Here is a 25,219-nt window from a genome sequence, read left to right as displayed (position 1 = left end):
ACCTCCAAATGTGCACGCCACACACCGGTCTCTTTTGTTAGAGGAATACTCCGTGCGCTCGCGCGAATCTCAAAATTGATGGGCGGAGTTTATTGGAGGCTGATTTTATTAATTGCTAAATAGTGATAAATGGAGGGTTGTGAAAGTTAAAATATGGTTAATGCATCGTGTTTTGATGTATCGGTGAAGAATTGATGTGAAAGGTGTAAGAATGTTACATGTAGGGTTTGAGTTTTCCGCCGACGAACTCTTAATGTGTATAAAAATCAAGGAGTTATGTATGATGTGTGCGGCAGGTTACATAAGAAAGAGGCGAATAAGTAAGACGAATGAAATAGCAAACGTTTGCGCATGAAGTCATTCTTTCATTTTTATAATGTCAAATGATGCGCTGATTGATAATGTGTTGAATATCTTGTTGTCTTATTAATTTGTGATTTGATGTGGGATTGGTTTTTATTTTTATTTGATTTTATGTAAATCAATTTAATCTGAAGTTGCGGATATCGGTCTGTGCTGATTTGCGCATCTCGGCCGTCGTGGCAGCCCGTGCGGCGGGCGTTCCAGGCTGGCTGGCTCGTCGAATTTGTAAAAAATTGCTACGAAAATTGCTACAAAGCGACAGATAGGATTCTTGGCATTCAACTATCGGATTTGTCCTATTGACGATATAGGTGATGCCGGTATAAGAGCGAAATCGGGAGGCGTGCCGGACAGCCACGGAGACGGCCCCGCAGCGTGCCCCACGTGGCGTCGCCAAGGGGGGGCAAAGACCTCGCTGGTCAGTGCCCTCACGCCGTGGGCGCGCCGACTCGCCGGAGGAAAAAAGGCGGGAGAAGATGTGCCGGGCGCGCCACACTCGGTCCACGGATGTGAGCCGAAGCGGTCGCTCATCGCCGGCAACGAGCCGGCTTCGAGCAGGAGGGGCGTCGATTCGTCCGGAGTGCGACGCAAGCGTTCCGGATCGAATCGGCCGCAGTGGCGACGATCAGCCCACGCTACGCACGAAGGCTTGCCCGCATGCCGGTGGCCGCGCCCCTCGACCTTACTTCTTGAGAAACCGCAGTGCGAACCGTGCCATCCGCGGCACGAACATCGGGCGCAGCAGGCGCTTGTCGTAACCGGCCATCCGCCGGTCGTTCTCGACGAGACACAGCTCGATCAGCTCGCGCGGGTTCAGCGCCTCGCCGATGTCGGCGGTGCTGGTCGCCGGGAAGTTCGCGTCACGCGCGACGCCGTCGGCATCGATGCCGCGCGCGATGCCGATGCGGTCGCGGATCAGGTGCACCCACACGGCCGCGACGCGTGCGAAGAACCATGGCCGGCGCCACCACGGGATCGTGCGCCGGTACCACGCATACCAGTTCGCGAAGAACAGGATGTGGCGGCCTTCTTCCTGGATCACCGGCTCGAAGGTATCGACGAGTTCGGGCGGGAAATAACCGGAGCGCTGCGCGGAGCGGAACAGGCCGAACGCGAAGAAGCTGTCGATGCATTCGCTGAAGCCCGTCATCATCCACGACCACTCGGGGTCCTTCGGCGCCGGGTAGGCCGGCTCGGGCGCGAGCCGGATGCCATAGGCCTCGACGAGTTTCGACAGCACGACCTTGTGACGCGCTTCCTCGCCGCCGTCCATCTCGAGCGCGCGGCGCAACAGTGGATCGTCGATCGTCGCTGCGTAGGTCGCCACGCGAATCGATGCACGGCCTTCGGTTTGCACCGCGATGTCCCAGATCGGCAGCGACGTGAGCCGCCTGAGCTCGTCGGACTTGAGCGCCGGCCAGTCGATCACGGCCGGTTTGTACGGGTTGTGTGTGTCGAGCAGCATGCGACAGAACATCTGCTTGTGCGCATCGGAACCGATCCTGACCGGACCTTGACTCTCGAAGGTCCAGTTGCGCATCGCGTGATCTGCGGCTGCTTGCTCTTCCTGCAGCGTGTCAGTCATGGCTATTGTTATGCGATTACGGGTCGAAAGATTCTTGCATAGCTTCCGTAAACGCGTATTTTCGTGCGGCCATGCGCATGCCGGTCAGGCGTGCGTCACGCGTGCGTGTCGACCCAGAGGCGGCCCCAGCGGGACGCATAGGCGAGAGCGTGTTCTTCTTCGAAGAAGAAGTCGATCGCGTCGAACGAAACGGAGCGCGGCGACGGCCCGCCGCCCGCCCGCTCGATCGTCAGGTTGGCGGCGAACAGCCCGTTCGGCAACCGGGCGGCGGCGGGGGCGACTTCATAGCCCTTGTAGCGGATCGTACGGTTCATGGCGTGCGCGGAGAAAGTTCGGACTTTCAGCGTACGAAAACCCGCCGGCCGCGTGAACCAATCTTTCGGCCAATGCAAATCACGCGGCGGGCCGAATCGATATCGAGGGGGCATGCCGGGGAAGGGTATTCAACGCGAAGCGTCGGCGCGGCCTGCGTGTGGTGCGGTGCCGGCACGTACGGTACATCGCCGCACGTCCGAAGGCGCGCCGCCCGCGCACGGCGAACCTTGTCGGCCGGGCGCGGGCGGCGGAGTGAAGGGGATTACTGGTTGGCGACCTTCAGCACGGGTGCGAGCGCGTCGACCGATGCCGCGTGCGCGGTCGCGCGATGCGACGCGAATGCGAGGGCGAACTCGGCCGCTTGCGCGCCGACCGTCTCGAGCTGTGCGACGACCTTCGGATCCGAGCAGCTGTCGGCGCTTTCGAAGCGCGTTTCGAGCGTGTTCACGGTCGCGCCGAACGGCGTCGGCCAGCCGCGCAGCGCATGGACGATCGAACGCAGCGACGTCAGCACGGTGCCGGCTGCCTGCCAGCCGTACGCGGTGACGATCAGGCCGACCGCGCGGCCGTCGAGATAGGGGCGCTCGTCCGCGCGCAGTTCCTCGAGCGTATCGAGCGCGTTCTTCACGAGGCCGGAGACGCCGCCGTGATAGCCGGGCGTCGCGATGATGATCGCGTCGGCCTGGCGCACGGCGTCGATCAGTTCGCGCTGCGCGTCGGTCAGCGTTTTGTGTTCGGGTGCGTAGTGCGGCAGCGTATGCAGGAACGGGCCGTCGAACAGGCGCGTGCGTGCGCCGGCGGCCTGCGCGCCGCGCAGCGCGAACGACAGCGCGCGTTCGGTCGACGACGCTGCTCGGGTGGTACCGCCGATGCCGACGACGAACGGGCGGCGATGTTGATCGAATGCAGTCAAGGGGCGCTCCTCGGGGATGGCTTGCCCGGCTAAGCACAGGCTTAAAACCAGATGGTAACGACCCCGTCGCCACTCTGAAAACGACTTTTCGTTCTATCGATATGCCGCACGGCGAGGGCAATCGTGTGCGCGGCCGCGCAGATCGATAGCAGAAATGCTTGGTTGGGACGGTGCGCGACGGTCGATAAGATGGGCCCGTCTCCTCCATGATGTCTCTACTGACATGGGTTGGCCCCGCCGCGCGGATGCAGGCGGGGCCTTTTTTTCGTCCCGGTCAGGAAAAGGGGCGCGATGCCGGCGGACGTCGCCGGTTACTCGAATACCGGCCGGAAGAAGCTGCGTTCGTAGCTGACGATGCAGCGCGTTTCCTCCGCGTAGCGAAACGCGGCCTGGCAGGCCGGGTCGTCCTTCGAGCGTTCGCGGTAGCGCTCGTACTCGGCGAGGCTCGGGAACGAGAACATCGCGAGCGCGATGTCGTTCGCGCCTTCGGACGGCAGGAAGTAGCCGTGATGCGTGCCGCCGAACTTTTCGACGAGTGGAATCCACATCTTGCCGTAGGTTTCGAACTGGTCGAGCTTGTACGGATCGATGACGTAGCGGAGGAAACAGGTGACCATGTGCGCTCGCGGTGCGGTGACGGAACAGCGAGTCTGGATCGCGTCGCCGCAGGTGTCAACGGAGCGCGTGCGGGGCGTCGACGCCGTCGCTGGATTCGTTGCTTGCGCGAACAACGATCGACGCATTTTCATGCGTTCGCAACGACGCCGGCAAAGCGGCGGAACGTACCGTCGTCGCCGTTTTTCCTGCAAGTATTTCCCCGAACTTTTACGACATTTTTTCTTGCGAGGGCGGTCGGCGCGCTCATAGACTTCGGGCATCCCAACCACGGAGCACTGCGATGTCGATACCCTGGAACGCGATTGCCGAACGTCTCCCTGCCGCGCCGCCTTCCGTGTGCGCCGACCGGGTGGTCGTACGGCGTTTCGATCCGGCAGTCGACAGCTACGCGCAACTCACGCCGATGCTGCATCGCGCGTTCGCACGGCTCGGCGCGATGGGGCTCAACTGCACGTGCGTCGATCAGGGCGAGGACGTCACGCGCCGCCGTGCGGAAGCGGGCGAGTGCTACGTCGCCGTGTGCGGCGGGCGCGTCATCGGCACGGCCACGCTGTATGGGACCGATCCGTCTTCGGCCTGCTCGCTGTACCGGCGGGAAGGCGTCGCGAGCGTGCGCCAGGTAGCCGTGGATCCCGATTGCCAGAGCCGCGGGATCGGTGCATTGCTGCTGTCGTTCGCCGAGCAGTGGGCTGCATTGCGCGGCTATACGCTGCTCGCGCTGGATACGCCGCATCCCGCGTCGCATCTGCTGGCGTTTTACGGCGAGCAGGGTTTCGAGGTCGTCGACGTGATGCGCTTCGCCGGCAAGCGCTACGACAGTGCGATCCTCTGCAAGCGGCCCGTCGCGCGCCGCGTGTCGCCGGTGTCGCGGCTGGCCGTGCGCGTGGCGGCCGTGCGGCGTCTCGCGCATGCGTTGCCGGCGCGCGTTGTGGCAGTGGCCCGGCGCGACCTGCGCGTGCGCCGTGGCGCGGGATGGGCGGCGCGACGCGCGGCCGGCGCCGCGAGCTGCCGTTCGTCGCCGTGGCGGCCGCGCCAGCATGGGCGCTACACGTTCGGCTGAGCATCGCGCACCGGCTCTTTTCCCGGTTTCACCGCGTAAACATCGCGTGAGCGGAGTGTGGCGCTTCCGCTCGCGTACGGCCCATGAGACACCCCCGTCGCGCCGCGGCGAAACCGATGTTTACGCGCTTTTTATGCCTTGCAGCGATCTTCACGCGAACCTTCATAAGATGGTTCAAGTGGAAACGGATGCTGCGCGACCGTGCGCGCGACGGCGTCGGCCCGTGAAGCGCGATGCCTGACGCCGTCACGACGGTTCGTCGCAGTGATGCGTTGCGGTCGTCGAAAGAGAAAGAAACAGGCACGCCGGATAAACGCCGTACAAAGGCGACCGCGTCGCGTCACTCGTTGCGGTTGCGCGACTCGCCGCCGCCTTTCGCGAGACGCCAGGCAATCGTGCCGAGCACGCCGACCGCAACGACCAGCGCGCCCCACAGCACGTAGCGGCGCTTCGCGTCCGTATCGGCAGCCGCCGCCGGCGCAACCGCCGATACCGGCAGCGCCGTGCCGACGCGAGCAGGCCGGACTTCGGGCGCCATGCCGACCAGCAGCGCATCGCGGCTGACGGCCGACGACACGAGCGACGCATCGCCGACACCGAGCGTAAACGGCAGCGTACCGCGCGCGACGAAGGTCAGCGCCGCCGGATGCCAGCCGATCGCGACGGCGGGCTGGCCGGCGCCGAACCCGCCGTTGCGCATGTCGACGACGATCCGCCACGCGCGATCCGTGTTCGCCGCGAACTCGAGCGGCGGATTGCGCTGCTCGCCGGCCTTGCCCTGCAGCCGGAACAGCACACCGTCCGCGACGTCGCGCCACGGCGCCTGAGCGTCGGCGCGGCTTTGCAGCGTCGCGCGCGCGACGGTGTTCGGCTGCGGCAGGTCGATGCGCACGCGGTCGACCGGATACGCACCGTCGGTGTCGAACAGATACTCGCCGGGTGCGCTGCCGGCCCGCACGCGCGCGGCGTCGCGCCATTGGCGCGGCACGGATGCGGTGTCCGTCCCGCGCGCGTCGCGCGGATGCGTCTCGACGTCGATCGACGCGATCGCGGGCGCGCCGTCGAGCCAGTCCAGTCGCAGATAGCGCGGCGCCGCACCTTCGAGCGGGATGCGTTCCTGCACCAGCATGTCGTCGCCGCGGCCGACCTTCAGCAACTGCGTGCTGCCGAGCGAGCGCCAGTTGCGCAGGTCGTCGCTGGCATCGACGGCGACACGCCCCTGGTAGCTGTCGTCGCCCACGTGCACGAGCAGCGCGTCGATGTTGCCGTTCGAACGCGACAGGTCGACGAGATCCGCGCCGCGCTTTGCCGGCGACGGCGTGGCGACGGCCGCACGCAGCGAGCCGTCGGGGCCGACCGTCACGCCAAGCGGCGCGTTGCCGTTATCGGCGCGCACCGGCGGCAGCGGGAACCAGTGCACCGGCGTGCGCGACGGCGGCACGGCGGGCGCGGCCGCCGCGGGTGCGTCGAGCGAATACGGAACCGGCTCGCCCGCGCCGTTGAAGATGCGCACGTCGCCGAGATCGTCGCGCCGGCTGGCCGCATACACGGGCTGCGGCACGGTGAGCTGGTAATACGCGGCGCTGCCGTCGAGTTCGAGCGAGAAGCGCTGCGCGACGCGCCCCGCGCCCGGCGTGCCGTCGGCGGCCGCGAACGACGCGAGCAGGCTCAGTGCGAGCAGGGCCGCGAGTCGTTTCATTGCGGGTCGTCCCGTTGGGCCGCGGCCTTCGGCGGCAGCGGCGAGAAATAGCCGATCAACAGCAGCAGCACGCCGATGCCGATGAACGACACGATGCGCTCGATGCCGGTCACGTGCGACAAGTCGAACAGGAACAGCTTGACGACCGTGAGCGCGAGCAGCGCGGCGCCGGCGAACCACAGCGGACGCCGCCCGCGGCGCGTGGCCCAGATCGTTGTCGCGAGCGCGCAGACCGTCCAGTACACGGACACCGACGCCTGCACGAGCGTCGATTCGGCCATCGCACCGAATTCGTACGGCACGCCGGCCCAGTGATGCAGCGTGCGCAGCATCAGCGCGTTGAACCACAGGAATCCGGTTGCGATCGCAACATAGTCGACCGCGCGCGGATGCCACGCGATGCCGAGCGTCTTCAGGCGGCGCAGCCACGTGGCGAACGCGACGAAGACCAGGAGTTGCGCGATGTCGAGCGGATTGAGCAGAGGCAGCCAGAAGAGCGGCGATGCGTCGCCGTCGCTTGTCGCGCTGGCGATGCTCCACAGCCACAGCAGCGCGGCGAGCGGCGCCGCGCCCCATACCTGGTAAGCGCGCGGGAACGCGGCGACGGGCCAGCGCAGGCGCGAGCCGGGGCCCGACACGAGCAGGAGCAGTGCACCGAAACCGTAGGCCCACGCGCTCCAGCTCCACGCACCTTCTGGCACGAATGCGCGCAGGCGCCAGAAGCCTTCGAGCGACAGCAGCCCGCACAGGGTCCAGAACATCAGCGTATGCAGCGGCGCGATCACGCCTGCGGCGATGGCTTGGCCGATGCCGGATGCCGCATCCTGCGCGGCATCGGCGCTTGCCGGTCCGCGCGACTGGCGCCACAGCAGCGCAAGACCTGCGCCGACGGCGACGGGCCACGCGAATGCGCCGAGGCCCGACAGCGGCGCTTCGTAGGCATCGAACGCGCGCAACGCGAGCAGCGCCAGCACCGGCGTCAGCGCGAGCGCGGGCCATTCGGCGAGCGGCCATGCCAGCCGGCGGCGCGCGACGTGCGCGAGCCACGCGGTGCCGGCCGCGAACAGCGCGGTTGCGTCGACGACGAAGCGGTCGGCATGCAGGTCGACGTGACGGCTCGCGTAGACGAGGATCTCGTGCAGCCCTCCGCTCACCCACCACAGCAGCCCCCACGCCGCGGCCGCGGCGCCGATCTCGGGCATCCACGCATGCCACGCGCGCGCTTCGCCGCGCCCGTGCAGCCACCAGCCGGTGAACAGGCCGGCGAGCGCGATCAGCAGCATCGCGATATATGGGCCGTTGAGCACGGGCAGCGCCGTTGCGTCGGCCGGCCCGAGCAGGCTCGTGAAGAACGCGCCGGCCGCGGCGACCTGCATCAGCAGGCCGAAGCCGAACGGCAGCAGGCGCTTCTGGCGCACCGCGAGCCACACGACGGCCGCGCCTTCGATCGCCCAGGCGGCGCTCGTCGTCGGTCCGGAGAACGCGAGCGGCACGGCCAGCGTCGCGAAGATCACCGCGAGCGCGAGCATCGCTTCGAACAGCAGCGCGAGACGGTCGCGGCGCCGCGCGAGCCATGCGGCGACCGCGACGTAGAACGCCGACAGCGCGACGGCGCTCCACGCGAGCCCGAACGGCATGCCCTTCACGAGCGACGCCTGCAGCGCGGTCGCGACGATCGGCGTGCCGAACACGAGTGTGCCGTCCACGTAGTGCCGCAGCGCGAGTTCGCGTTTCACCGCATACAGCAGCGCGATGCCGACATACATCAGGAAGAACAGGATCAGGAACGGCTCGGTGCTCGCGAACAGCGCGGGGCGGTAGGCCGTCACGCCCCACGCCGAACCGATCGTGAACGTGAACACGAAGCCGAGCAGGTTCAGCGGGCGCCATGCCTTGAACCACGCAATCGCGAAGATGCCCGCGTTCAGCAGCGCGTAGTAGCTGAACAGCGCGACATGGTTGCCCTGGCCGGTCGACAGCAGCACCGGCGCGAGAAAACCGCCCGCGCTGCCCATGAACGCGAGCGGCAGCGCGTTCTGCCTCACCGCGAGGAACGCGCTCAGCGCGCAGACCGCAACCATCAGCGGAAACGCGGCGCCGACGGGCAGCAGCGCATAAAGCTTGGTCGCGGCGAAGATCGTCAGGTACAGGATGCCGATGCCGCCGCCCTGCAGCACGAGGCCGTACGCGGCGCGGCGCCCGCGCACGCGCCAGCCGATCGCGAGCAGCGCGGCCGCGGCGAGCGCGGTGCCCGCGAGGCGGAATTCGATCGGCAGCATGTTGTTGTCGGCCGCGTACTTGAGCAGGAACGCGATGCCGAAGAACAGCACGACGATCCCGACGCGCACGACCGTGTTGCCGCCGAGCAGCCAGTCGCGCGCGGCGCTGAATGCACGTTCGGTAATGCCGGTTTCGCGCGGTGCGGGCGGGGTGGGACGGACGGGTATTGCGGGTGCGTTCGCCGTTGCGTGGGCGGCGGCGGGAACGGGGGCGGGTACCGCGGTTGCAGGTGCCGCGGCCGGCGTCGGCACCGATGTCGATGCCGGCATGCCCGCGCGCGCGGCTGCTGCGATTGCGGGTTGCACAGGCGGTGTCGGTGGCGTTGCCGACGCAGCGGGTGAGAGCGGAGCGGACGAGGCGCCGGCCGCGCCGGACGAAGGCGTTTGCGCGGCACTGCCGGCAGCGGCCGCACCGGCCTTCGCGCCGGCGAGCTGGCCGCGCAGCGAATCGAGTTCGCGCGTGAGCGTTTCGACGGTCGCTTCGAGGCGTGCGACACGATCGACGAGCGGCGCGGGTGTGGGTGGCGGCGTCGCGGGCATCGCGAACGCGTCGGGCGCGGGGCTGTCGTTTTTGGGTTTGTGTTGCCGCAGCGCGTGACCGATGCAGAATCCGACGACGGCGCCGAGCAGCGAGCCGTTCACGGCCGAGAAATCCCCGGTCAATGCGGCGATGCCGCCCACGATGAAGCCGATTACGGCGAATGCCCAGTTCAACGCCTTACTCCCTCTCTCGTATCGTTATCGTCCTTCGCTCGCGGTTCGCACCGGATCGAGGCGGATTCAGCACGGCCGGCAGGCGAACCGGCATGCGCGCCGTTGGCGGATCGTCGTGCGCAAGGCGCGCGGCAACAGCGCGATCGGCGTGTTTGCCGGCAATGTATCACAGCGGCCATGCGGGATTTTCTGGGTTGCGGGCGGGCCCCGATGCGTGCCTGATTTCCGTTAATGACGATCGCGCGGCACGGTATTTTCTGTACGGTCATGCTTTTTGCGGGGGCCGACAGGCACGGCGAGACGGCCGCTGGGATGCATTGATCTGACGACAGTCGCGACGCCGGCTGATCGGACGTGAAATTGTCGCAAAACGACGCGCGCCCGATGCGGATTGGCGCAAAAAAACATGCGATGCGCGCCGCGCTGCTGCGCACAAGTCCCGCATGCGATGCCCGTCGTTATTGGGTGTGCGCGTATTGCGCCGCCGCAATCGGATGTCGCCGCGTGCCGCGGCCCGCCTGGCGGGGCTGGAGGCCGTGTCGTATTTGCGCAAGCGTTTGTCGTAATTCGTCGGCAGGTCAGGGTTTTTTCTGGCAACTATGTAGGCACGCTATGACTCGCGTGAGTCCCCGCTACACGAGGAGAAGGTTTCGATGGATGCCCCCAAGGTCGTAGTCGAAGGTCTGTGCAAGGTGTTTGGAAACAACCCGAAGCAGGCGCTCGACATGCTCGCCGCCGGCGCGACGAAGGACGAAGTGCTCAAGCGCACCGGTCAGGTCGTCGGCGTACACAACGTCTCCTTCGATGTGCAGGAAGGCGAAATTTTCGTGCTGATGGGCCTGTCCGGCTCCGGCAAATCCACGCTGATCCGCCTCGTGAACCGGCTGGTCGATCCGAGCGCCGGCAAGGTGCTGATCGACGGACTCGACGTCGCGTCGGCACGCCGCTCGGCGCTGACCGCGCTGCGCCGCAAGGACATGAGCATGGTGTTCCAGTCGTTCGCGCTGATGCCGCAACGCACCGTGGTGTCGAACGCCGCGTTCGGCCTCGAGGTCGCGGGCGTCGGCAAGAAGGAACGCGAGCGCCGTGCGATGGAAGTGCTCGAGCAGGTCGGCCTCGCGCCGTTCTCGCACAAGCTGCCGTCCGAGCTGTCGGGCGGCATGCAGCAGCGTGTCGGCCTCGCGCGTGCGCTGGCCGTGAACCCGTCGCTGATGATCATGGACGAGGCGTTCTCCGCGCTCGATCCGCTGAAGCGCAGGGAGATGCAGGACGTGCTGCTGCAGCTTCAGAAGGAGCAGCGCCGCACGATCATGTTCGTGTCGCACGATCTCGAGGAAGCGCTGCGCATCGGCAGCCGCATCGCGATCATGGAAGGCGGCCGGCTCGTGCAGGTCGGCACGCCGCAGGACATCATCGCGAACCCGGCCGACGACTACGTGCGCGCGTTCTTCGACGGCATCGACACGAGCCGCTACCTGACCGCCGGCGACCTGATGCAGACCGGTGCCGTGCCGACCATGTCGAAGTGCGATGCCGCGAACGTCGCGGCGGCGCTGAACGGCAGCGACGAATACGCGTTCGTGCTCGACGCCCAACGCAAGATCCGCGGCTTCGTCACGCGCGACGCGATCGGCGATGCGTCGCCGTCCGTCCGTCCGATCGAAAGCATTCGCCGCGACGCGACGCTCGATCACGTTGTCGCCCGCGTGGTGGCGAGCCCGAACGCACTGCCCGTCGTCGACGACGACGGCTGCTACTGCGGCTCGGTCGACCGCGCACTCATCCTGAAAGCCATCACGCGTTCGCGAGGTTCCCATGTCTGAAATGATTCCGCTCGGTACCTGGGTCGACCAGTCCGTTCACTACCTGCTCGACCATGACGCCAAGACATTCGACGCGATCGGCCAGGCGATCGAAGGCCTCGCGGCGCTCGTCGAACACGGCCTGCAAGCGATACCGATGTGGCTGATGATGGCGATCTTCATCGGCGTCGGGCTATGGCGGGTGGGCTGGCGTTTCGCGCTGTTCACGACCGCGTCGCTGCTGCTGATCTTCGCGACGGGCTTCTGGGACCAGACGGTCATCACGCTCGGCCTCACGCTGTCGTCGACGATCATCAGCCTCGTGCTCGGCATCCCGCTCGGCATCTGGGCCGCGAAGAGCAAGTGGGTCGCCGCGATCGTGCGTCCGATCCTCGACCTGATGCAGACGATGCCCGCATTCGTCTACCTGATTCCGGCCGCGATGCTGTTCGGTCTCGGCCGCGTGCCGGGGATCCTGTCGACGGTGATCTTCGCGATGCCGCCTGCGGTGCGCCTGACGAGCCTCGGCATCCGCCACGTGAACCGCGAGATCGTCGAAGCCGGCCAGGCATTCGGCTGCACGCCGTGGCAACTGCTGTACAAGGTGCAGTTCCCGAACGCGCTGCCGTCGATCATGCAGGGCGTGAACCAGACGATCATGATGGCGCTGTCGATGGTGATCATCGCGTCGATGGTCGGCGCGGGCGGTCTCGGCAACGACGTGCTCGCGAGTATCCAGCGCCTCGACATCGGCCTCGGTTTCGAAAGCGGTCTGTCGGTCGTGCTGCTCGCGATCATTCTCGACCGCATCACCGAAAGCTTCGGCCGTGCACCGGGCACCGTGAAATCGCCGCTGTTCTCGGGCCTCAAGCAGCTTTTTCGCGCGAAGGCCACACCCGCGCAAGCCTGATTGACCGGCGGCCGGCCCGTCTTCCGGCCGCCTTCCCTGATTCGATAACCGCTTCCGCGGCGTTTGCCGCGGGGCTGGCCGCTTGCAACCTGTTCGCCAGGAGACCGATGTGACGTCCGCCGCCGCTGTCGCGCCCGCCGCCTGCGTTTCACCGGTTTCGTCCCTGGCCCATTTCGGCTTCCTGACGCTGCCGAACTTCTCGATGATCGCGTTTTCTAGCGCGGTCGAAGTGCTTCGGATGGCGAACTACGTCGGGCGCGCAGATCATTACAAGTGGTCGATCTACTCGCTCGACGGTGCCCCCGTGCATGCCAGCAACGGCATAGCGGTACGACCCACGCAGGCGCTCGACTACACGAACCTGCCCGACGTGATGATCGTGTGCGGCGGCATCCGCATCCGCGACGTGGTCGACGAGGGCGCTCGCGATACGCTCGCGGCGCTCGCCGAACGCGGGCTGCCGCTCGGCGGAATCTGCACGGGCGCGTATGCGCTGATGTCGAGCGGGCTGCTCGACGGCTATCGCTGCACCGTCCACTGGGAGAACCTGTCCGCGCTGCATTCCGAGTTTCCGCAGGTCGGCTTCGCCGACGAGCTGTTCGTTGTCGACCGCGACCGGCTGACCTGCACGGGCGGCACCGCGCCGCTCGACCTGATGCTGAACCTCGTCGGCATGCGGTTCGGCCAGCAGCTTGCCGCGCAGGTGTCGGAGCAGTTCATCCTGGAGCGCATCCGCAGCTCGACCGACACGCAGCCGATTCCCGTCGATGCGCGCGTCGGCTTCTCGCGTGCGGAGCTGATCGAGGTCGTGCGGCTGATGGAGGCGAACATCGAGGAGCCGCTGTCACTCGAGGAACTCGCGCGGCTCGTGCGGTTGTCGCAGCGGCACCTGCAGCGGATGTTCAAGGTGTATCTGAACGTGTCGCCGACCCACTATTACCTGACGCTGCGCCTGAAGCGCGCACGCGACCTGCTGCGCACGACCGATGCGTCGATCGCGCGCGTGACGACGGTCTGCGGTTTTCATTCGCCGTGTCATTTCAGCAAGGCGTACCGCGCGCAGTTCGGCCATGCGCCGAGCTACGAGCGCAGGTTGCCGGGGCGTTGACCGTCAAGAATCATCCAGTCCGCAGCGTCGCCGGGATCGCGGCGCTCGGCTCCAATAAACGATCCCGTATTCATGCAAACGACATCACTTTGAGGAGAAGCAAGATGAAGCGCCTATTGATCGCAGCGGTGTGCGGGATCGGGATAACTGCGCCGATGTCGGCCGTTTATGCGGCCGATCCGCCCGTATGCAAGAACGTGCGCTTCGCGGACGTCGGCTGGTCCGACATCGCGGCGACCACGGGCCTCGCTTCGACGATGCTGCAGGGGCTCGGCTACAGCCCGACGAAGACGATCGCATCGGTGCCGATCACGTTTGCCGGGATCAAGAGCAAGCAGATCGACGTGTTCCTCGGCTACTGGTCGCCGACGATGGACCCGATCATCCAGCCGTTCACGAAGGCAGGCACGATCAAGGTGCTGTCGACGCCGAACCTGACCGGCGCGAAATACACGCTCGCGGTGCCCGACTACGTGTACCAGGGCGGCCTGAAGTCGTTCGCGGACATCCAGAAGTACGCGGACAAGCTGAACGGCAAGATCTACGGGATCGAGCCGGGCAACGACGGCAACCTGCTGATCAAGAAGATGATCGACGGCAACCAGTTCGGCCTCGGCAAGTTCAAGATGGTCGAATCGAGCGAGGCGGGGATGCTGGTCGAGGTGAACCGCGCGATCCGCGACAAGCAGTGGATCGTGTTCCTCGGCTGGGAACCGCATCCGATGAACGTGCAGATGAAGATCGACTACCTGAGCGGTGGCGACGACGTGTTCGGCCCGAACTACGGCGAGGCGAAGGTGCTGACGGCAACGCCGCCCGACTACGCGCAGCGCTGCCCGAACGTCGCGAAGTTCGTGTCGAACCTGCAGTTCACGACGACGATCGAGAACCACGTGATGATGCCGATCATGAACAAGGAAGACCCGAACAAGGCGGCGGCCGCGTGGCTGAAGGCGAACCCGCAGGCGCTCGACAAGTGGCTCGCGGGCGTGACGACGCTCGACGGGAAGCCGGGGCTGCCGGCGGTGAAGGCGTATCTCGGCGTGCATTGAGCGTCGACGTGGCTGGCGCGCCTGCTGAAGGCGGCGCGCCGGCGTGATGAAGCGCGGCCCTCCCGCATCGTGCGGGCGGGCCGCGTTGCTTTGGGTGTGGCGAAGCAGCGCGCGAGAATGAAGGTCACGCCCCCTTCGTCGTCGCCGGCACGTCGAACACGCGATCGAACGCCCACTGGAATACGAACGCGTAGCAGAAGAAGAACGCGAACAGCCCGATATCGACGACGAACGCGTCGAACCACGAGATGTCGAGCCACCACGACACCACGGGCACGAGTATGAAGATCAGCCCGCCTTCGAATCCGGTGGCGTGCAGGATCCGCCGCCCGAGCGTGCGCGCCGGCTGCCGGCGCGACGCTTCCCAGCGCTCGAACAGCGCGTTGAAGATCATGTTCCACAGCAGCGCGATCGCCGACATCGTCGCCGACAGCGCGCCCGAATAGACGAGGTCCTGTTTGAAGATCGCCGCGATCGCGGGTGAGATGCAGGAGATGGCGATCGCTTCGTAGAGCACCGCCTGCGTGATCCTGCGCGGTAGGCCTTGCACGTTGTTTCTCCGGTTCGACGGCAACCGCCGCGGCGCCGTGCCGCGACGTTCCGCAAGGCTATCCGCGTTGCACGCCTGCTTCAATTCACCTAATCTCACCCCGATTGAATCGAATTCAACCCGGCCGCATCCGGCCCGCGAGGCTCCGTGTTCTCGAAAATTCCCCTGACCGCATTACGTGTATTCGAGTCGTCGGCGCGGCTCGGCACGTTCAAGGCCGCCGCGGACGAACTATCCGTGACGCCGGCCGCCGTGTCGCACCAGATCAAGTCGCTCGAAAGCCGGCTCGGCGTGCTGCTGTTCGAGCGCGGCGCGAGCGGCGTGAGGCTCACGGCGGAGGGCGAGCGGCTGTTTCGCGCGAGTCACGATGCATTGCTTGCGCTGAGCCGCGGGCTCGACGCGGTACAGCCCGAAGCGGCCGACGAGCGCACGCTCGTGCTGACCACCACGCCCGCATTTGCCGCGATGTGGCTGATTCCGCGCCTCGGCCGGTTCCGCCGCGTCGATCCGCAATTGAACATCAAGGTTGAAACCGGCAACGCGCTCGCCGATCTCGAACGCGACGCGCGGATCGATCTCGCGATTCGCGCGACGTCGCGCACGTTCCCGGCGCTGCACGAGATTGCGCTGATCGACGAGTATTTCGGCGCGTACGCGGCTGCCGGGTTCGATGCGCATCGTTCGGACGAGCGTCTCGATTTGATCGAGACCGTGTGGGATACGCCGCTGCCGGTGTCGATCGACTGGGCGTCGTGGTGTCGCGCGGCCGATCGCGACGCGTGGCTCGAACGCGCGGTGTTCCGTCATTACGACGACGAGCAGTACGCGTTGCAGGCCGTATTGCTCGGGCAGGGCGTCGCGTTGTTGAGCTCGGTGCTGGTCGCCGAGCACGTCGAGCGCGGCGCGCTGATGCCGATCGAGCCGTCGGTGCGGCTCGACGGCGCACGCTTCGTCGCGCTGTGCCGCCCCGGGCGGGAACGCGAGCCGCAGGTCAGGCGGTTTCTCGACTGGCTCGAAGCGGAAATCGCGCACACGCGCGCGGCGGTTGCGCGGATCGCGCCGGGCGACCGCCGTGCCGACGAGCATATCGACGCGCGATCCGGCGAGTGACCGGGAACCTGGACGTGTCGGGCTCCGGTTGCCTCCTTACGCCGTCACCGGAACCTGACGCAATACACCGGCGGCAAATGCGCCGACACCATCTGCCAGTTGTCACCGCCGTCGCCGGACGTCCATAACCCGCCGGTCGTCGACGCCATCGCGAGGCGCGTGCCGGAATCGTCCACCGCGAGCCCGTGCCGGTACACGAGGTCGTACGCGGGCGCGGCCGGCAACCCGTTCGACAGACTCTCGAAACTGCGGCCGCCGTCGCGCGTGCGTGTGACGACGAACCGGCCGTTCACCGGAATCCGGCAGGCATCCTTCACGGCCGGCACGAACCACGCCGTGTCCGGTTCGTCCGGATGCACGGCGACCGCGAAGCCGAAGCTCGAAGGCTGCGCCTCGATCCGCCGCCAGTGCTCGGCGCCGTCGGTCGAGCGGAAGATCGCGCAGTGATGCTGCGTCCACAGCACGTCCGGGTTGGCCGCGCACTGCACGACGCGGTGCGGATCCTGCATGTTGGGCTCGCCGCGCCGCTCGGGCGGCATGTAGTCGGCTTCCATGCCGTCGGCGGTCACGCGCCAGGTCGCGCCGCCGTCGACGGTCTGCCAGACGCCGCCGCACGAGATGCCGACCGTCACGTGCCGGCTGTCGCGCGGATCGACCATCACCGAATGGATGCCCGGCGCGTCGTATCCGCCGCCGCCCCACTCGGCGCGTTCAGGGCGATCCCACAGCGGGCGGTTGAGCACCCACGAGTCGCCGTGATCGTCGGAGCGGAACAGCCCGCCGGGTATCGTGCCGGCCCACAGTACGCCCGGCTCGTCGGCGCCGCCGGCTTCGAGCGACCAGATCTGCTGAAGCGTCCAGGGCGGCTGGGGCGGGCCGGGGGGCTCGTCGTCCGTGTCGCCCGTGCTTGCCGGTGCGCTGGAACTGGCGGGCGGTTCGTCGGCAGGCTGCGGCGGATAAACGGGGACTGCGCATTCTTCCCAGTCGGTGGCGCCCGCTCGCCTGCGATGCAGCTTCACGCCGAAATGGCCGAGGTTGAGCGCGGCGTACAGCGTGCCGTCGCGCGGGTCGGCGAGTGCCATGCTGACCGGTTCGCCGACGAAATGCGGTTCGCCGAGCGTCCAGCCCCCGTTGCCGTCGGGCTGCAGAACGAACAGGCCCTTGCGGGTGGCGACGAGCAAGCGATCGTTCATGTTGGATGTCTCCTGGTGGCCTGACTGGGGGCTGTCCCTTTATCCGCCCGTCAGCGCCTGCACGACATAAACCCGACTGGAGCCGCCGAGCGCATCGGACAGGCGTTGCCGGTCGCGCACCGGCTGGCCGTCGATGAATACCGACAGATGCTTGCGCAGTGCACCCTGGTCGTCGACGATGTAGCCGCGCAGTCGCGGCTGCTCGCTGAAAACGGTGTCGAATGCTTCGCCGAGCGTGTGTGCATCGATTTCGCGCTCCGGAGTTTCGACGTGCCGCTGGATCGAAGCGGCGAAGAAGATATGCGCCATGGCAGTGGCTGGCAGGAGCCGCGCGAAAGGGACGGTTTGTAGTTTAGGCGATCCGATGGAAGCTGAAAGTCAGGATGGCGTCGCACGGATGCGGCTGGTCCGGCGTGCGCGGGCCGTGTGCCGCTAAACCGGAATCGACCGCCCCCGCACCCGAATCCCGAGCCGCACGACGCCGATCACCGCATTCGACAGCCACGTGAGCAAACGCGGCATCCCGCGCCGGCGGATATCGAGCAGCAGCACGATCCGCACTTCATCGCTGTCGTTCCACGCCTCGTGCATGAACGTGTCGTCCCACAGCAGGAAGCGGCCTTCGTCGAGCCGGTATTCGCGGCCATCCACTTTCAGAACGGCGGCCGGTGTGCCGTCCGCGCGCTTCGGCATCGACAGCACGAGATAGCCGCGCAGGATGCCGCGAAACGGCCCGCGATGCGGCGGAATGTGCTTGCCGGGCGCGAGGAACGACAACGATGCGGACAGCACGTCCGGCGACGTCGCGACGATCGACGCGACGGTCGGGCAGCGCGACAGGTTGCGCGGGAACGGTTGGCCATACGCCTGCATGATGAACATCCGCCAGTCGCGCGCATCGTTGGCCGAGATGTCGTACTGCTCGCGCATGATTTCGTGGAAGCGCGGGATACGCGGCATGTCGCAGGCTACCGCGAGCGCTTCCGCGCGGATGGCCGGCCACGCATGCGTGAAACGCTCGGCGTCCGGGAACGCGGCCGTATCGAGCACCGCGCCGCCGTCGATATGGCGGTCGTACAGCGTGCGGAGCAAGCCGGCTGCATAGTCGTAAGCGACGGACATGGTCGATCGATGGGCGATCCGTATGAGGTGGCGTCAGTCTGCCCGAAGCGCGACGAGCGCTGCGTTACGTCAGGTTACGCCGGCTGACGAAAGAATGACAGTTCGATGTCCGGCCGACGCAAGCCGCCCGAGCCGCAACGCGCGGGAATAAACGAACCTCCTCCGTCGTCATACGGGTGTAGCACATCGTCTCGTTGACTTCTGAAGGAGTGAAACATGAACACGCATTGGCTGGTGGCCGCCACGGTGGTGGCGATGTCTGTCGCGGGTGTCGCGACGCAAGCGTCGGCACAGGAGCTCACGCGCGCGCAGGTCAGGCAGCAACTGATCGACGCCGAAAACAACGGGCTGCGCTTCGTGACCGATACGTCGTATCCGGACGTGAGCCCGATCTACCAGCGGCAGGTCGAACAGATGCCGCAGCATCAGGCCAGCACGGCGGTCGGCAGCGATCCGGCCGTTTCATCGGAAGCCGGCAAGCCGGCGGCGATGTCGCCGCGCCAACGTCCGGCCGCATGCGTCGGCCCCGCGAGCTTCTGCACGATCTATTTCGGAAGCTGACAAACCGGCCTGCATCCTCAGGTTCGGCATTCACAACGGTTGATCGATACGGAACATTGAAGGAGTTGATGATGAAAACATATATCGCAGTGCTGACGATGATCGGAATGATCGTCGGTCAGTCGGCATTCGCGCAATCGGCGGCGCCGCTGACGCGCGCACAGGTGCGCGACGAGCTGATGCGCCTGGAAGCGGCCGGGTACGACCCGGCGAAGGGCGACGACGGCGAGTATCCGGCGGATATCCAGGCCGCGGAAGCGAAGCTCGCCGAGCAGGATCGGGCCCGGCAGGCGGCTGCCGCCATGCATGCGCCGGCCCCCGGTATGCCGGCTCAAACCAGCAACTAGGTGTCGATATGTACGCGTGTGGCTTCTGGCCGTCGTGTTCGCGGTACGGCAATCCGCGTGCCCGTCGCGCCGCTCGACGTGGCCGAAGGGCGCCGGCTGCCATGCCGCTCATCGCACGCCGCTTCGCGCGGCGTCGCGATCATCTCGCCAACCGATCCCGGTGGGCGGGCAGGTTTATCGGACGATGAGCAGGAATGCAGACGATATCGAGAACCGGAACAATCCGGTTCATGCCGGCGATGGCGCGCTGAAACAGGGGGAGGCTATCACCACGGCATCATGCGCTGCACGACCTGATCGCGCAGCACGAAGCGGTGCGCCAGCGCGGCTGCCACGTGCAGGCAAATGCCGGCAAACAGTACCCATGCGAGGATGCCGTGCACGTCGCCCATCGCGTGACCGAATCCGGAGCCGACTGCCGACAGCGCCGGCAGCGGGACGACACCGACCAGCGTCACGGCCCAGGCGCGCGAAGACGCGTTGATCCAGCCGAGCAGCGGCACCGCGATCAGCAGTGCGTATAGCGCGAAATGCGTCACGCCGGACATCGCGCGCATCGCGGGCGACAGGTCGCTCGCGGGCGGGCGATGCGTCGCGCGCCACAGCACGCGGCAAGCCATTGCCGCGAGCAACGCGGTACCCACGATCAGGTGCGCGGCGATCAGGCCGATCGGTTGCGTATCGCGATGCACGTCGGGCATCGTCCAGCCGATCGCATATTGCGCGACGACCAGCGTCACGATCAGCCAGTGAAGAAAGCGGGCAACTGAGTCATATCGGGCGGGCATGGGCATGAAAACTCCTGACGAATGGCGGGAATCGTGTATATCGGCGAATTCTACGGGCGAATCCTTAACGAAACGTTAAGCACCCGGCATCGCACGCGACCGCTCGTCGTGTTCGTCGGCCGGCGCACTGTGCGGCATCGATCCGGCCGCGTTCGCCGACGGCAGCGCGACCACGACGCCGAGGCCTTGGTTGCCGATGCCAGGCTCGAACTGCACGGTGCCGCCGAAGTATTGCGCGATGCGCGTGACGATCGACAGCCCGAGCCCGCTGCCGGGCGATTGCGTGCCGCTGCCGCGATAGAAGCGATCGCCGAGCCGTTCGTGCTCGCCGGGAGCGACGCCTGGCCCGTCGTCGCGCACGACGATGCGTTGCATGGCGCCGTCGTCGTGCACGCCGAGCTCGACGCGGCCACCGCGGCGGCCGTACTTGATCGCGTTGTCGACGAGATTGTCGAGCAGGATGCCGATCAGGATCGGATCTGCCTCGATCGCGCGTCCTGACACGTCGCCGGTCACGATGTCGATGGCCTTGTCCGACGCCTTCGCGAGATGGCGATCGACGGCGGCGTCGACGAGTTCGCGGACGACGACGGCGCGCGTCGGAATGCGTTCGTATTCGTCGAGCCGCGCGAGCAGCAGCAACTGTTCGGCGAGACGCGCGCTGCGGTCGACGCCTTGCACGACGCGCTGCATCGCCAGCTGCTTGCGCGCAGGATCGTCGGTCGCGATCGCGACCTGGGCCTGAACCTTGATCGCGGCCAGCGGCGTCTTGAGCTCGTGCGCCGCGTCGGACGTGAACGCGCGCTCGCGCACGATCGATTGCCGCAGCCTCGCCAGCAGGCGGTCGATCGCGTCGACCAGCGTGCGCACTTCCTCCGGCACGGTGGCGATGCCGAGCGGTTCGAGCGATCGCGCATCGCGCGCGCCGATCAGCGTCGACAGCGTCTTCAACGGCGCGAGACTGCGTCCGATCAGATACCAGAGGAGGAGCGCCAGCACCGGGAGCGCGACGATAAGCGGCAGGACGATGCCGCGTGCGATGCCAGTCGCCAGGTCGCTGCGCGTGTTGAGCGTTTCCATCACGCGTATCCATCGCCCCGACGCGTTGTCGCGCAGCGTGTGCGTGCGCCATTGCGTGTCGCCGATGACGATCGTCCGAGGGGCACCGCGCGGTTCGCGTGCATCGGGCAGGCCGGCGGCGTCGGCCGGCAGGTTCGATGCGACGACGCTGCCCTGCGCGTCGCGCACCTCGAACAGCATGTCGCGCGGCAGGCGATCGCCGTCGTTGTCGGGGCCCGGTCCCGAATCGCCGTGCGCCAGTTCGACGCGCGCGTCGGGCGGAAAGCGGGCGAGGCGGGCGAGGTCGGCCGGCGACAGACCGACGAGCAGCGACGCATATTCGACGAGGCGCGCGTCTTCCCATTCGCCGATCTCGCGTGTGGCGTGCCGGAAGCTGCCGAACACGGCGACGATCCAGACGACGGTCACGCAGCCGAACGCCATCGCCGACACGCGGCGTCGTATCGACCGCGAGATCATGGCGCGTCGACGACGTAGCCGATGCCCCGGACGGTGCGGATCAATTCCGCGCCGAGCTTCTTGCGCAGGTTCGAGATATGGACCTCGATCGCATTGCTTTCGATGCCTTCCTGCCAGCCGTACAGGCCGTCCTCGAGACGCGCTCGCGACTGGGGGCTGCCCGGGTGGCTGACGAGCTGAACCAGGATCGCCCATTCGCGTGCGGTGAGCGCGATGCGCGATGCATCGCGTGTCACCGTGTGAGTGGTCAGGTCGATCGTGATGTCGCGCCATACGATCTCGTCGCCGGCGCGGCCCTGCGAGCGTCGTACGAGCGCGCGACAGCGGGCGAGCACCTCGGACAGCTCGAACGGCTTCGCGAGATAGTCGTCGGCGCCGTCGTCGAGGCCGCGCACGCGGTCGGCCACGGTGCCGCGCGCGGTCAGCACCAGTACCGGCACCGTATCGCCCGCATCGCGCAACGCACGCAGCAGTTCCGTTCCCGATTTGCCGGGCAGGCCGAGATCGAGCACGACGAGCGCGAAGCGCGTCGTCGCGAGCGCCGCGGCGGCTGCGTGGCCGTCGCGCAGCCAGTCGACGTGATAGCCGGCCTGGCTCAGGCTGATTTCGAGGCCGCTGCCGATCAGGTCGTCGTCTTCAACAAGGAGGAGTCGCATGGTCGATTCGCGTGCAGGTGTTGCGATTGTACGAGCCCGACTGTGCGTGCCAGGCAACCGATTGTAATTGAGCGATCTCAAACATCGCCCGATTCTGAAGAACGCTTAAGGTTTGCGGCCGGCATTCCCGCTACTATCGGCCTCGACATTTCTCCCCCTGACCCCGACCCCGGGTTTGCGGCGTCCGGCACGGACCGAACGCAGCGACCCACGAATCCGCGACCCTTCAGTTTGATTTCAGATCGATCGGGGTCGCCCGCACGGGAGGTTCATTCTTCATGGCACCCTCGACGATCGAGCGATGGCGCGCCCACCTGCTGATCGCCGCGCTCGCCGGCATGTTCGTTCAGTGTTTCGTGCTGGTTTCGCTGCTTGCATTGCGCGTACCCGAGGCGTTTTTCACGACGATGACATTTCGCGTGTGGACCGTCGTCGCGGTCGCGACCGCGATCCTTACGGCCCGCAAGCTTGCCGATGCGGCGTTCAGGGCCGCAGTCGCGTGCGGATACGTGCGCGTGACCGGAATCGATCGCCGCACGGTAGTTGTGTCATCTGATTGCGCGTACCGTCGGTTGGTCGTCCTTCATGTCCGGCTAAACGGGAATCGATACGGCAGCGCGCTCGGGTGATCCCGCGTGCGCGGCCGGTTGCGGTCGTACGGGTCACCACTGGGGAGAAGCATGGTTTTGCTGCATGTGCTGCACGCGCTGGCCGGGGCACTGTCGATCGTCTGCGGGCTGGGCGCGTTGCTGGGCATTGGCTACACGGTCACGGCCAGCGTGCTGGTCGGCAGGTTCTTTTCCCGGGCGGCGGCGGTGCCGCGCGATTATCCGGGCGTTACCGTCGCGAAGCCGCTGCACGGCGACGAATGGCATCTCGTACAGCATCTCGAAAGCTACTTCGTGCAGGATTATCCGGGGCCGGTTCAGCATCTGTTCGGCGTGCACGATGCGGGCGACGCGGCGCTCGCGGCCGTCGAGACGCTGCGGGAGCGCTATCCGGACGCGAACATCAAGGTCGTCGCCGATGCGCGGCTGTACGGGCCGAACCGCAAGGTCGCGAATCTCGTCAACATGCTCGAACATGCGGAGCATTCGGTGCTTTGTCTTGCCGACAGCGACGTGCTGGTCGAGCGCGATTATCTGCGTGCGGTCGTCGGCGCGCTACAGCAGCCGGAAGTCGGTATCGTGACGAGCGTGTATCGCGGTGTCGCGTCGCCGGGCTTCTGGCCTGGCGTCGCCGTCGCGATGACGAATTACCATTTCCTGCCCGGCGTGATTACCGGGCTTTTCATCGGGCGTGCACGGCCATGCTTTGGACAGACGATTGCGATCACGCGCGCGACGCTCGAACGCATCGGCGGGCTTGCGCGTTTCGCGCATCACCTGGCCGAGGATCACGCGCTCGGCGAAGCGGTGCGGCAGGCGGGTGCACAGGTCGTCATCCCGCCGTTCGTCGTCGGGCATGCCTGTGTGGAAGAGACGTTCGCCAAGCTGTATGCGCACGAATTGCGCTGGAGTTGCACGATTCGCGCGGCGGACCGGTTCGGTCATGCCGGGTCGGTGCTGATGCACCCGGTGCCGCTCGCGCTGCTGGCCGTGCTGTTTTCCGGCGGTACGCCGGCCGCCTGCTGGCTGACGGTCGCGGCGCTCGCCGCGCGGGCGCTGCTGATGCTGAAAACGAGCCGTGCGACCGGCGCCGGCCTGCGCGGCGCCCTCTGGCTGCCGTTCGTCGATCTGCTGCAGTTCATGGTCTTCGTGGCGAGCTTCTTCTCGTCGCACGTCGTCTGGCGCGGCACGCGCTTTCGCGTCGACCGGGAAGGCTTGCTGTCGCCGGCGGGTGAATCATGACGACGGAGACGAACACCGCCAACGCCGACGCGGAACGCGTGTCCGCGCGTCACGACGCACGGCTGCGACATGCAGGACGCGCGGCGGCGCTGGCCGGGCTGGCGCTCGCCGTGTGGCTGATCTGGCGCGAGCATCCGCTGGAGATCCTGCACCGGTTGCGGATCGCCGGCGCCGGGCTGCTCGTCGCCGCGCTGGCCCACGTCCTGCCGATGCTCGCGAATGCGTGGGACTGGCGGATGCTGATCCGCGGCCCGCGCCGCCCGTCGTTCGCGACGATGCTGAAGCTCGTGTGGATCCGCGAATCGATCAACGGCCTGTTGCCGGTCGCGCGGATCGGCGGCGAGATCGTGTCGTTCGGGCTGCTGCGGCAGGCGGGCGTGCGGCCGGCGACCATCGTGGCCAGCCTCGTCGCCGACATGCAGCTCACGCTGATCAGCCAGCTGGTGTTCGCGCTGATCGCGATCGGCTACGTGCTCGAACACGTATCGTCCGACGCTGCGCAGGTGGCCGCGCACCTCGCCATCGGCATGGCCGCGCTGGTGCCGGTGCTGCTGCTGTTCGCGCTGGTGCAGCATGCGCGGCCGTTCGAGCGCGCGATGCGCGCGGTCGACCGGATCACGAGCGGCAAGGTGGTTGCGCTGGTCGGCGAATCGGCACGCACCGATCAGTCGATCCGGATGATCTGGAGAAAGACCGGCATCGTCGTGCGCTATCTGGGGATATGGCAGACGCTGCAGTTTGCGGGCTATGCGCTGGAAATCTGGCTCGCGCTTTACTTCCTCGGCGCCGATCCGACCTTTGCGCAGGCGCTCGCGATCGAGGCATTGATCCAGCTCGTGAGCAGCATCGCGTTCGTGATGCCGGGTGGTTTGGGCGTGCAGGAGGGCGGGTTCGTGCTGATCGGCGGGCTGCTCGGGTTCGACGCGCCGACCTGTCTCGCGCTGGCCGGCGCCCGCCGCGTGCGCGATCTGCTGTTCTATCTGCCGGGCTTGCTGGCATGGCAGTGGACGGCCGGTTCGGCGAACCGGCAGGGCGGCACGAAGCGCGCGTCGCCGAGCATCGGGGAATCCGCCAGGCCGCGCTGA

Annotated in this window: 23 protein-coding genes and 1 pseudogene; 11 read left to right on the top strand and 13 right to left on the bottom strand. The window is 66.7% G+C overall.

Annotated features, from left to right (window positions below; all coding sequences use genetic code 11):
- Positions 1–1,045: 1,045 nt before the first annotated feature.
- From DM992_RS23660 to DM992_RS23645, 4 genes are all read right to left on the bottom strand, one after another.
- Positions 1,046–1,948 carry a ferritin-like domain-containing protein gene (locus DM992_RS23660; RefSeq protein WP_111018877.1) on the bottom strand — a complete coding sequence of 301 codons (903 nt, stop codon included), beginning with the start codon at positions 1,946–1,948 and terminating at the stop codon, positions 1,046–1,048.
- A 95-nt stretch (positions 1,949–2,043) separates the two neighbouring features.
- The gene (locus DM992_RS23655; RefSeq protein ID WP_034180843.1) at positions 2,044–2,262 is read right to left on the bottom strand and encodes a hypothetical protein; all 219 of its coding nucleotides are present in this window, start codon (positions 2,260–2,262) and stop codon (positions 2,044–2,046) included.
- A 263-nt stretch (positions 2,263–2,525) separates the two neighbouring features.
- Positions 2,526–3,176 (bottom strand): NAD(P)H-dependent oxidoreductase, encoded by a 651-nt coding sequence (locus DM992_RS23650; RefSeq protein ID WP_111018876.1) that lies wholly within the window; start codon positions 3,174–3,176, stop codon positions 2,526–2,528.
- Between the two features lie 311 nt (positions 3,177–3,487).
- The gene (locus DM992_RS23645) at positions 3,488–3,793 is read right to left on the bottom strand and encodes an NIPSNAP family protein (RefSeq protein ID WP_034180841.1); all 306 of its coding nucleotides are present in this window, start codon (positions 3,791–3,793) and stop codon (positions 3,488–3,490) included.
- 281 nt (positions 3,794–4,074) lie between these two features.
- Between DM992_RS23645 and DM992_RS23640 the strand changes: the two genes are divergently transcribed.
- Positions 4,075–4,854, top strand: coding sequence for a GNAT family N-acetyltransferase (locus DM992_RS23640; protein ID WP_111018875.1), 780 nt, complete (start codon positions 4,075–4,077; stop codon positions 4,852–4,854).
- Between the two features lie 340 nt (positions 4,855–5,194).
- Here DM992_RS23640 and DM992_RS23635 read toward each other — a convergent pair whose 3' ends face one another.
- Both DM992_RS23635 and DM992_RS23630 read right to left on the bottom strand, forming a co-directional pair.
- Complete coding sequence (locus tag DM992_RS23635) at positions 5,195–6,553, bottom strand: DUF3999 domain-containing protein (protein WP_111018874.1); 1,359 nt, start codon at positions 6,551–6,553, stop codon at positions 5,195–5,197.
- Positions 6,550–9,546, bottom strand: coding sequence for a DUF2339 domain-containing protein (locus tag DM992_RS23630; RefSeq protein ID WP_111018873.1), 2,997 nt, complete (start codon positions 9,544–9,546; stop codon positions 6,550–6,552). The genes DM992_RS23635 and DM992_RS23630 overlap by 4 nt, the downstream gene beginning before the upstream one ends.
- A gap of 531 nt (positions 9,547–10,077) precedes the next feature.
- Between DM992_RS23630 and DM992_RS23620 the strand changes: the two are divergent.
- The 4 genes and pseudogenes from DM992_RS23620 to DM992_RS23605 all read left to right on the top strand — a co-directional run.
- Positions 10,078–11,369 (top strand): annotated as a pseudogene (locus tag DM992_RS23620) (glycine betaine/L-proline ABC transporter ATP-binding protein); the annotation flags it as partial.
- Complete coding sequence (gene choW, locus DM992_RS23615) at positions 11,362–12,258, top strand: choline ABC transporter permease subunit (RefSeq protein ID WP_034180836.1); 897 nt, start codon at positions 11,362–11,364, stop codon at positions 12,256–12,258. The pseudogene DM992_RS23620 and the gene choW, both read left to right, overlap by 8 nt.
- Before the next feature lie 109 nt (positions 12,259–12,367).
- The gene (locus tag DM992_RS23610) at positions 12,368–13,366 is read left to right on the top strand and encodes a GlxA family transcriptional regulator (protein WP_111018872.1); all 999 of its coding nucleotides are present in this window, start codon (positions 12,368–12,370) and stop codon (positions 13,364–13,366) included.
- Between the two features lie 104 nt (positions 13,367–13,470).
- Positions 13,471–14,418 carry a choline ABC transporter substrate-binding protein gene (locus DM992_RS23605; RefSeq protein ID WP_034180834.1) on the top strand — a complete coding sequence of 316 codons (948 nt, stop codon included), beginning with the start codon at positions 13,471–13,473 and terminating at the stop codon, positions 14,416–14,418.
- 124 nt (positions 14,419–14,542) lie between these two features.
- Here the strand turns inward: DM992_RS23605 and DM992_RS23600 are convergent, their stop codons facing one another.
- A complete protein-coding gene (locus DM992_RS23600) occupies positions 14,543–14,968 on the bottom strand; it encodes a PACE efflux transporter (RefSeq protein WP_111020362.1) in 426 nt (141 codons plus the stop codon).
- Between the two features lie 147 nt (positions 14,969–15,115).
- Here DM992_RS23600 and DM992_RS23595 point away from each other — a divergent pair, with 147 nt between their 5' ends.
- On the top strand, positions 15,116–16,078 hold the full coding sequence (locus DM992_RS23595) for a LysR substrate-binding domain-containing protein (protein WP_111018871.1): 963 nt from the start codon (positions 15,116–15,118) through the stop codon (positions 16,076–16,078).
- Between the two features lie 44 nt (positions 16,079–16,122).
- On the opposite strand, the gene DM992_RS23590 is transcribed toward DM992_RS23595, so the two are convergent.
- The 3 genes from DM992_RS23590 to DM992_RS23580 all read right to left on the bottom strand — a co-directional run bounded on the left by DM992_RS23590 (position 16,123) and on the right by DM992_RS23580 (position 18,393).
- Positions 16,123–17,271: an exo-alpha-sialidase gene (locus tag DM992_RS23590; protein ID WP_111018870.1), complete on the bottom strand. Its 1,149-nt coding sequence runs from the start codon at positions 17,269–17,271 to the stop codon at positions 16,123–16,125.
- Positions 17,272–17,310: 39 nt separating this feature from the next.
- Positions 17,311–17,580 carry a MoaD/ThiS family protein gene (locus tag DM992_RS23585; protein WP_111018869.1) on the bottom strand — a complete coding sequence of 90 codons (270 nt, stop codon included), beginning with the start codon at positions 17,578–17,580 and terminating at the stop codon, positions 17,311–17,313.
- A gap of 123 nt (positions 17,581–17,703) precedes the next feature.
- A complete protein-coding gene (locus DM992_RS23580) occupies positions 17,704–18,393 on the bottom strand; it encodes an aspartyl/asparaginyl beta-hydroxylase domain-containing protein (RefSeq protein ID WP_111018868.1) in 690 nt (229 codons plus the stop codon).
- 216 nt (positions 18,394–18,609) lie between these two features.
- On the opposite strand from DM992_RS23580, the gene DM992_RS23575 reads away from it, so the two are divergent.
- Entirely contained in the window at positions 18,610–18,954 is a 345-nt protein-coding gene (locus DM992_RS23575) for a DUF4148 domain-containing protein (RefSeq protein WP_111018867.1), read from the top strand.
- A gap of 71 nt (positions 18,955–19,025) precedes the next feature.
- Positions 19,026–19,301, top strand: a complete 276-nt coding sequence (locus DM992_RS23570) for a DUF4148 domain-containing protein (RefSeq protein ID WP_111020361.1) — start codon at positions 19,026–19,028, stop codon at positions 19,299–19,301.
- 266 nt (positions 19,302–19,567) lie between these two features.
- Here DM992_RS23570 and DM992_RS23565 read toward each other — a convergent pair whose 3' ends face one another.
- The 3 genes from DM992_RS23565 to DM992_RS23555 form a co-directional block, all read right to left on the bottom strand.
- Positions 19,568–20,095 (bottom strand): cytochrome b, encoded by a 528-nt coding sequence (locus DM992_RS23565; RefSeq protein ID WP_111018866.1) that lies wholly within the window; start codon positions 20,093–20,095, stop codon positions 19,568–19,570.
- Positions 20,096–20,164: 69 nt separating this feature from the next.
- On the bottom strand, positions 20,165–21,628 hold the full coding sequence (locus DM992_RS23560) for an ATP-binding protein (RefSeq protein ID WP_111018865.1): 1,464 nt from the start codon (positions 21,626–21,628) through the stop codon (positions 20,165–20,167).
- Positions 21,625–22,284, bottom strand: coding sequence for a response regulator (locus DM992_RS23555; RefSeq protein ID WP_111018864.1), 660 nt, complete (start codon positions 22,282–22,284; stop codon positions 21,625–21,627). The genes DM992_RS23560 and DM992_RS23555 overlap by 4 nt, the downstream gene beginning before the upstream one ends.
- A 278-nt stretch (positions 22,285–22,562) precedes the next feature.
- On the opposite strand from DM992_RS23555, the gene DM992_RS23550 reads away from it, so the two are divergent.
- The 3 genes from DM992_RS23550 to DM992_RS23540 are packed head-to-tail and all read left to right on the top strand — an operon-like array spanning position 22,563 to position 25,219.
- Complete coding sequence (locus DM992_RS23550; protein ID WP_111018863.1) at positions 22,563–22,913, top strand: hypothetical protein; 351 nt, start codon at positions 22,563–22,565, stop codon at positions 22,911–22,913.
- A gap of 51 nt (positions 22,914–22,964) precedes the next feature.
- Positions 22,965–24,134: a bacteriohopanetetrol glucosamine biosynthesis glycosyltransferase HpnI gene (hpnI, locus tag DM992_RS23545; RefSeq protein WP_111018862.1), complete on the top strand. Its 1,170-nt coding sequence runs from the start codon at positions 22,965–22,967 to the stop codon at positions 24,132–24,134.
- Positions 24,131–25,219: a lysylphosphatidylglycerol synthase domain-containing protein gene (locus DM992_RS23540; protein ID WP_111018861.1), complete on the top strand. Its 1,089-nt coding sequence runs from the start codon at positions 24,131–24,133 to the stop codon at positions 25,217–25,219. Before hpnI ends, DM992_RS23540 begins: the two co-directional genes overlap by 4 nt.

Source organism: Burkholderia sp. JP2-270 (assembly GCF_003233675.1).
Taxonomy (GTDB): domain Bacteria; phylum Pseudomonadota; class Gammaproteobacteria; order Burkholderiales; family Burkholderiaceae; genus Burkholderia; species Burkholderia pyrrocinia_C.
Note: the sequence above shows the minus strand (reverse complement) of the source record. Positions and strands in the feature narration are given on the sequence as shown.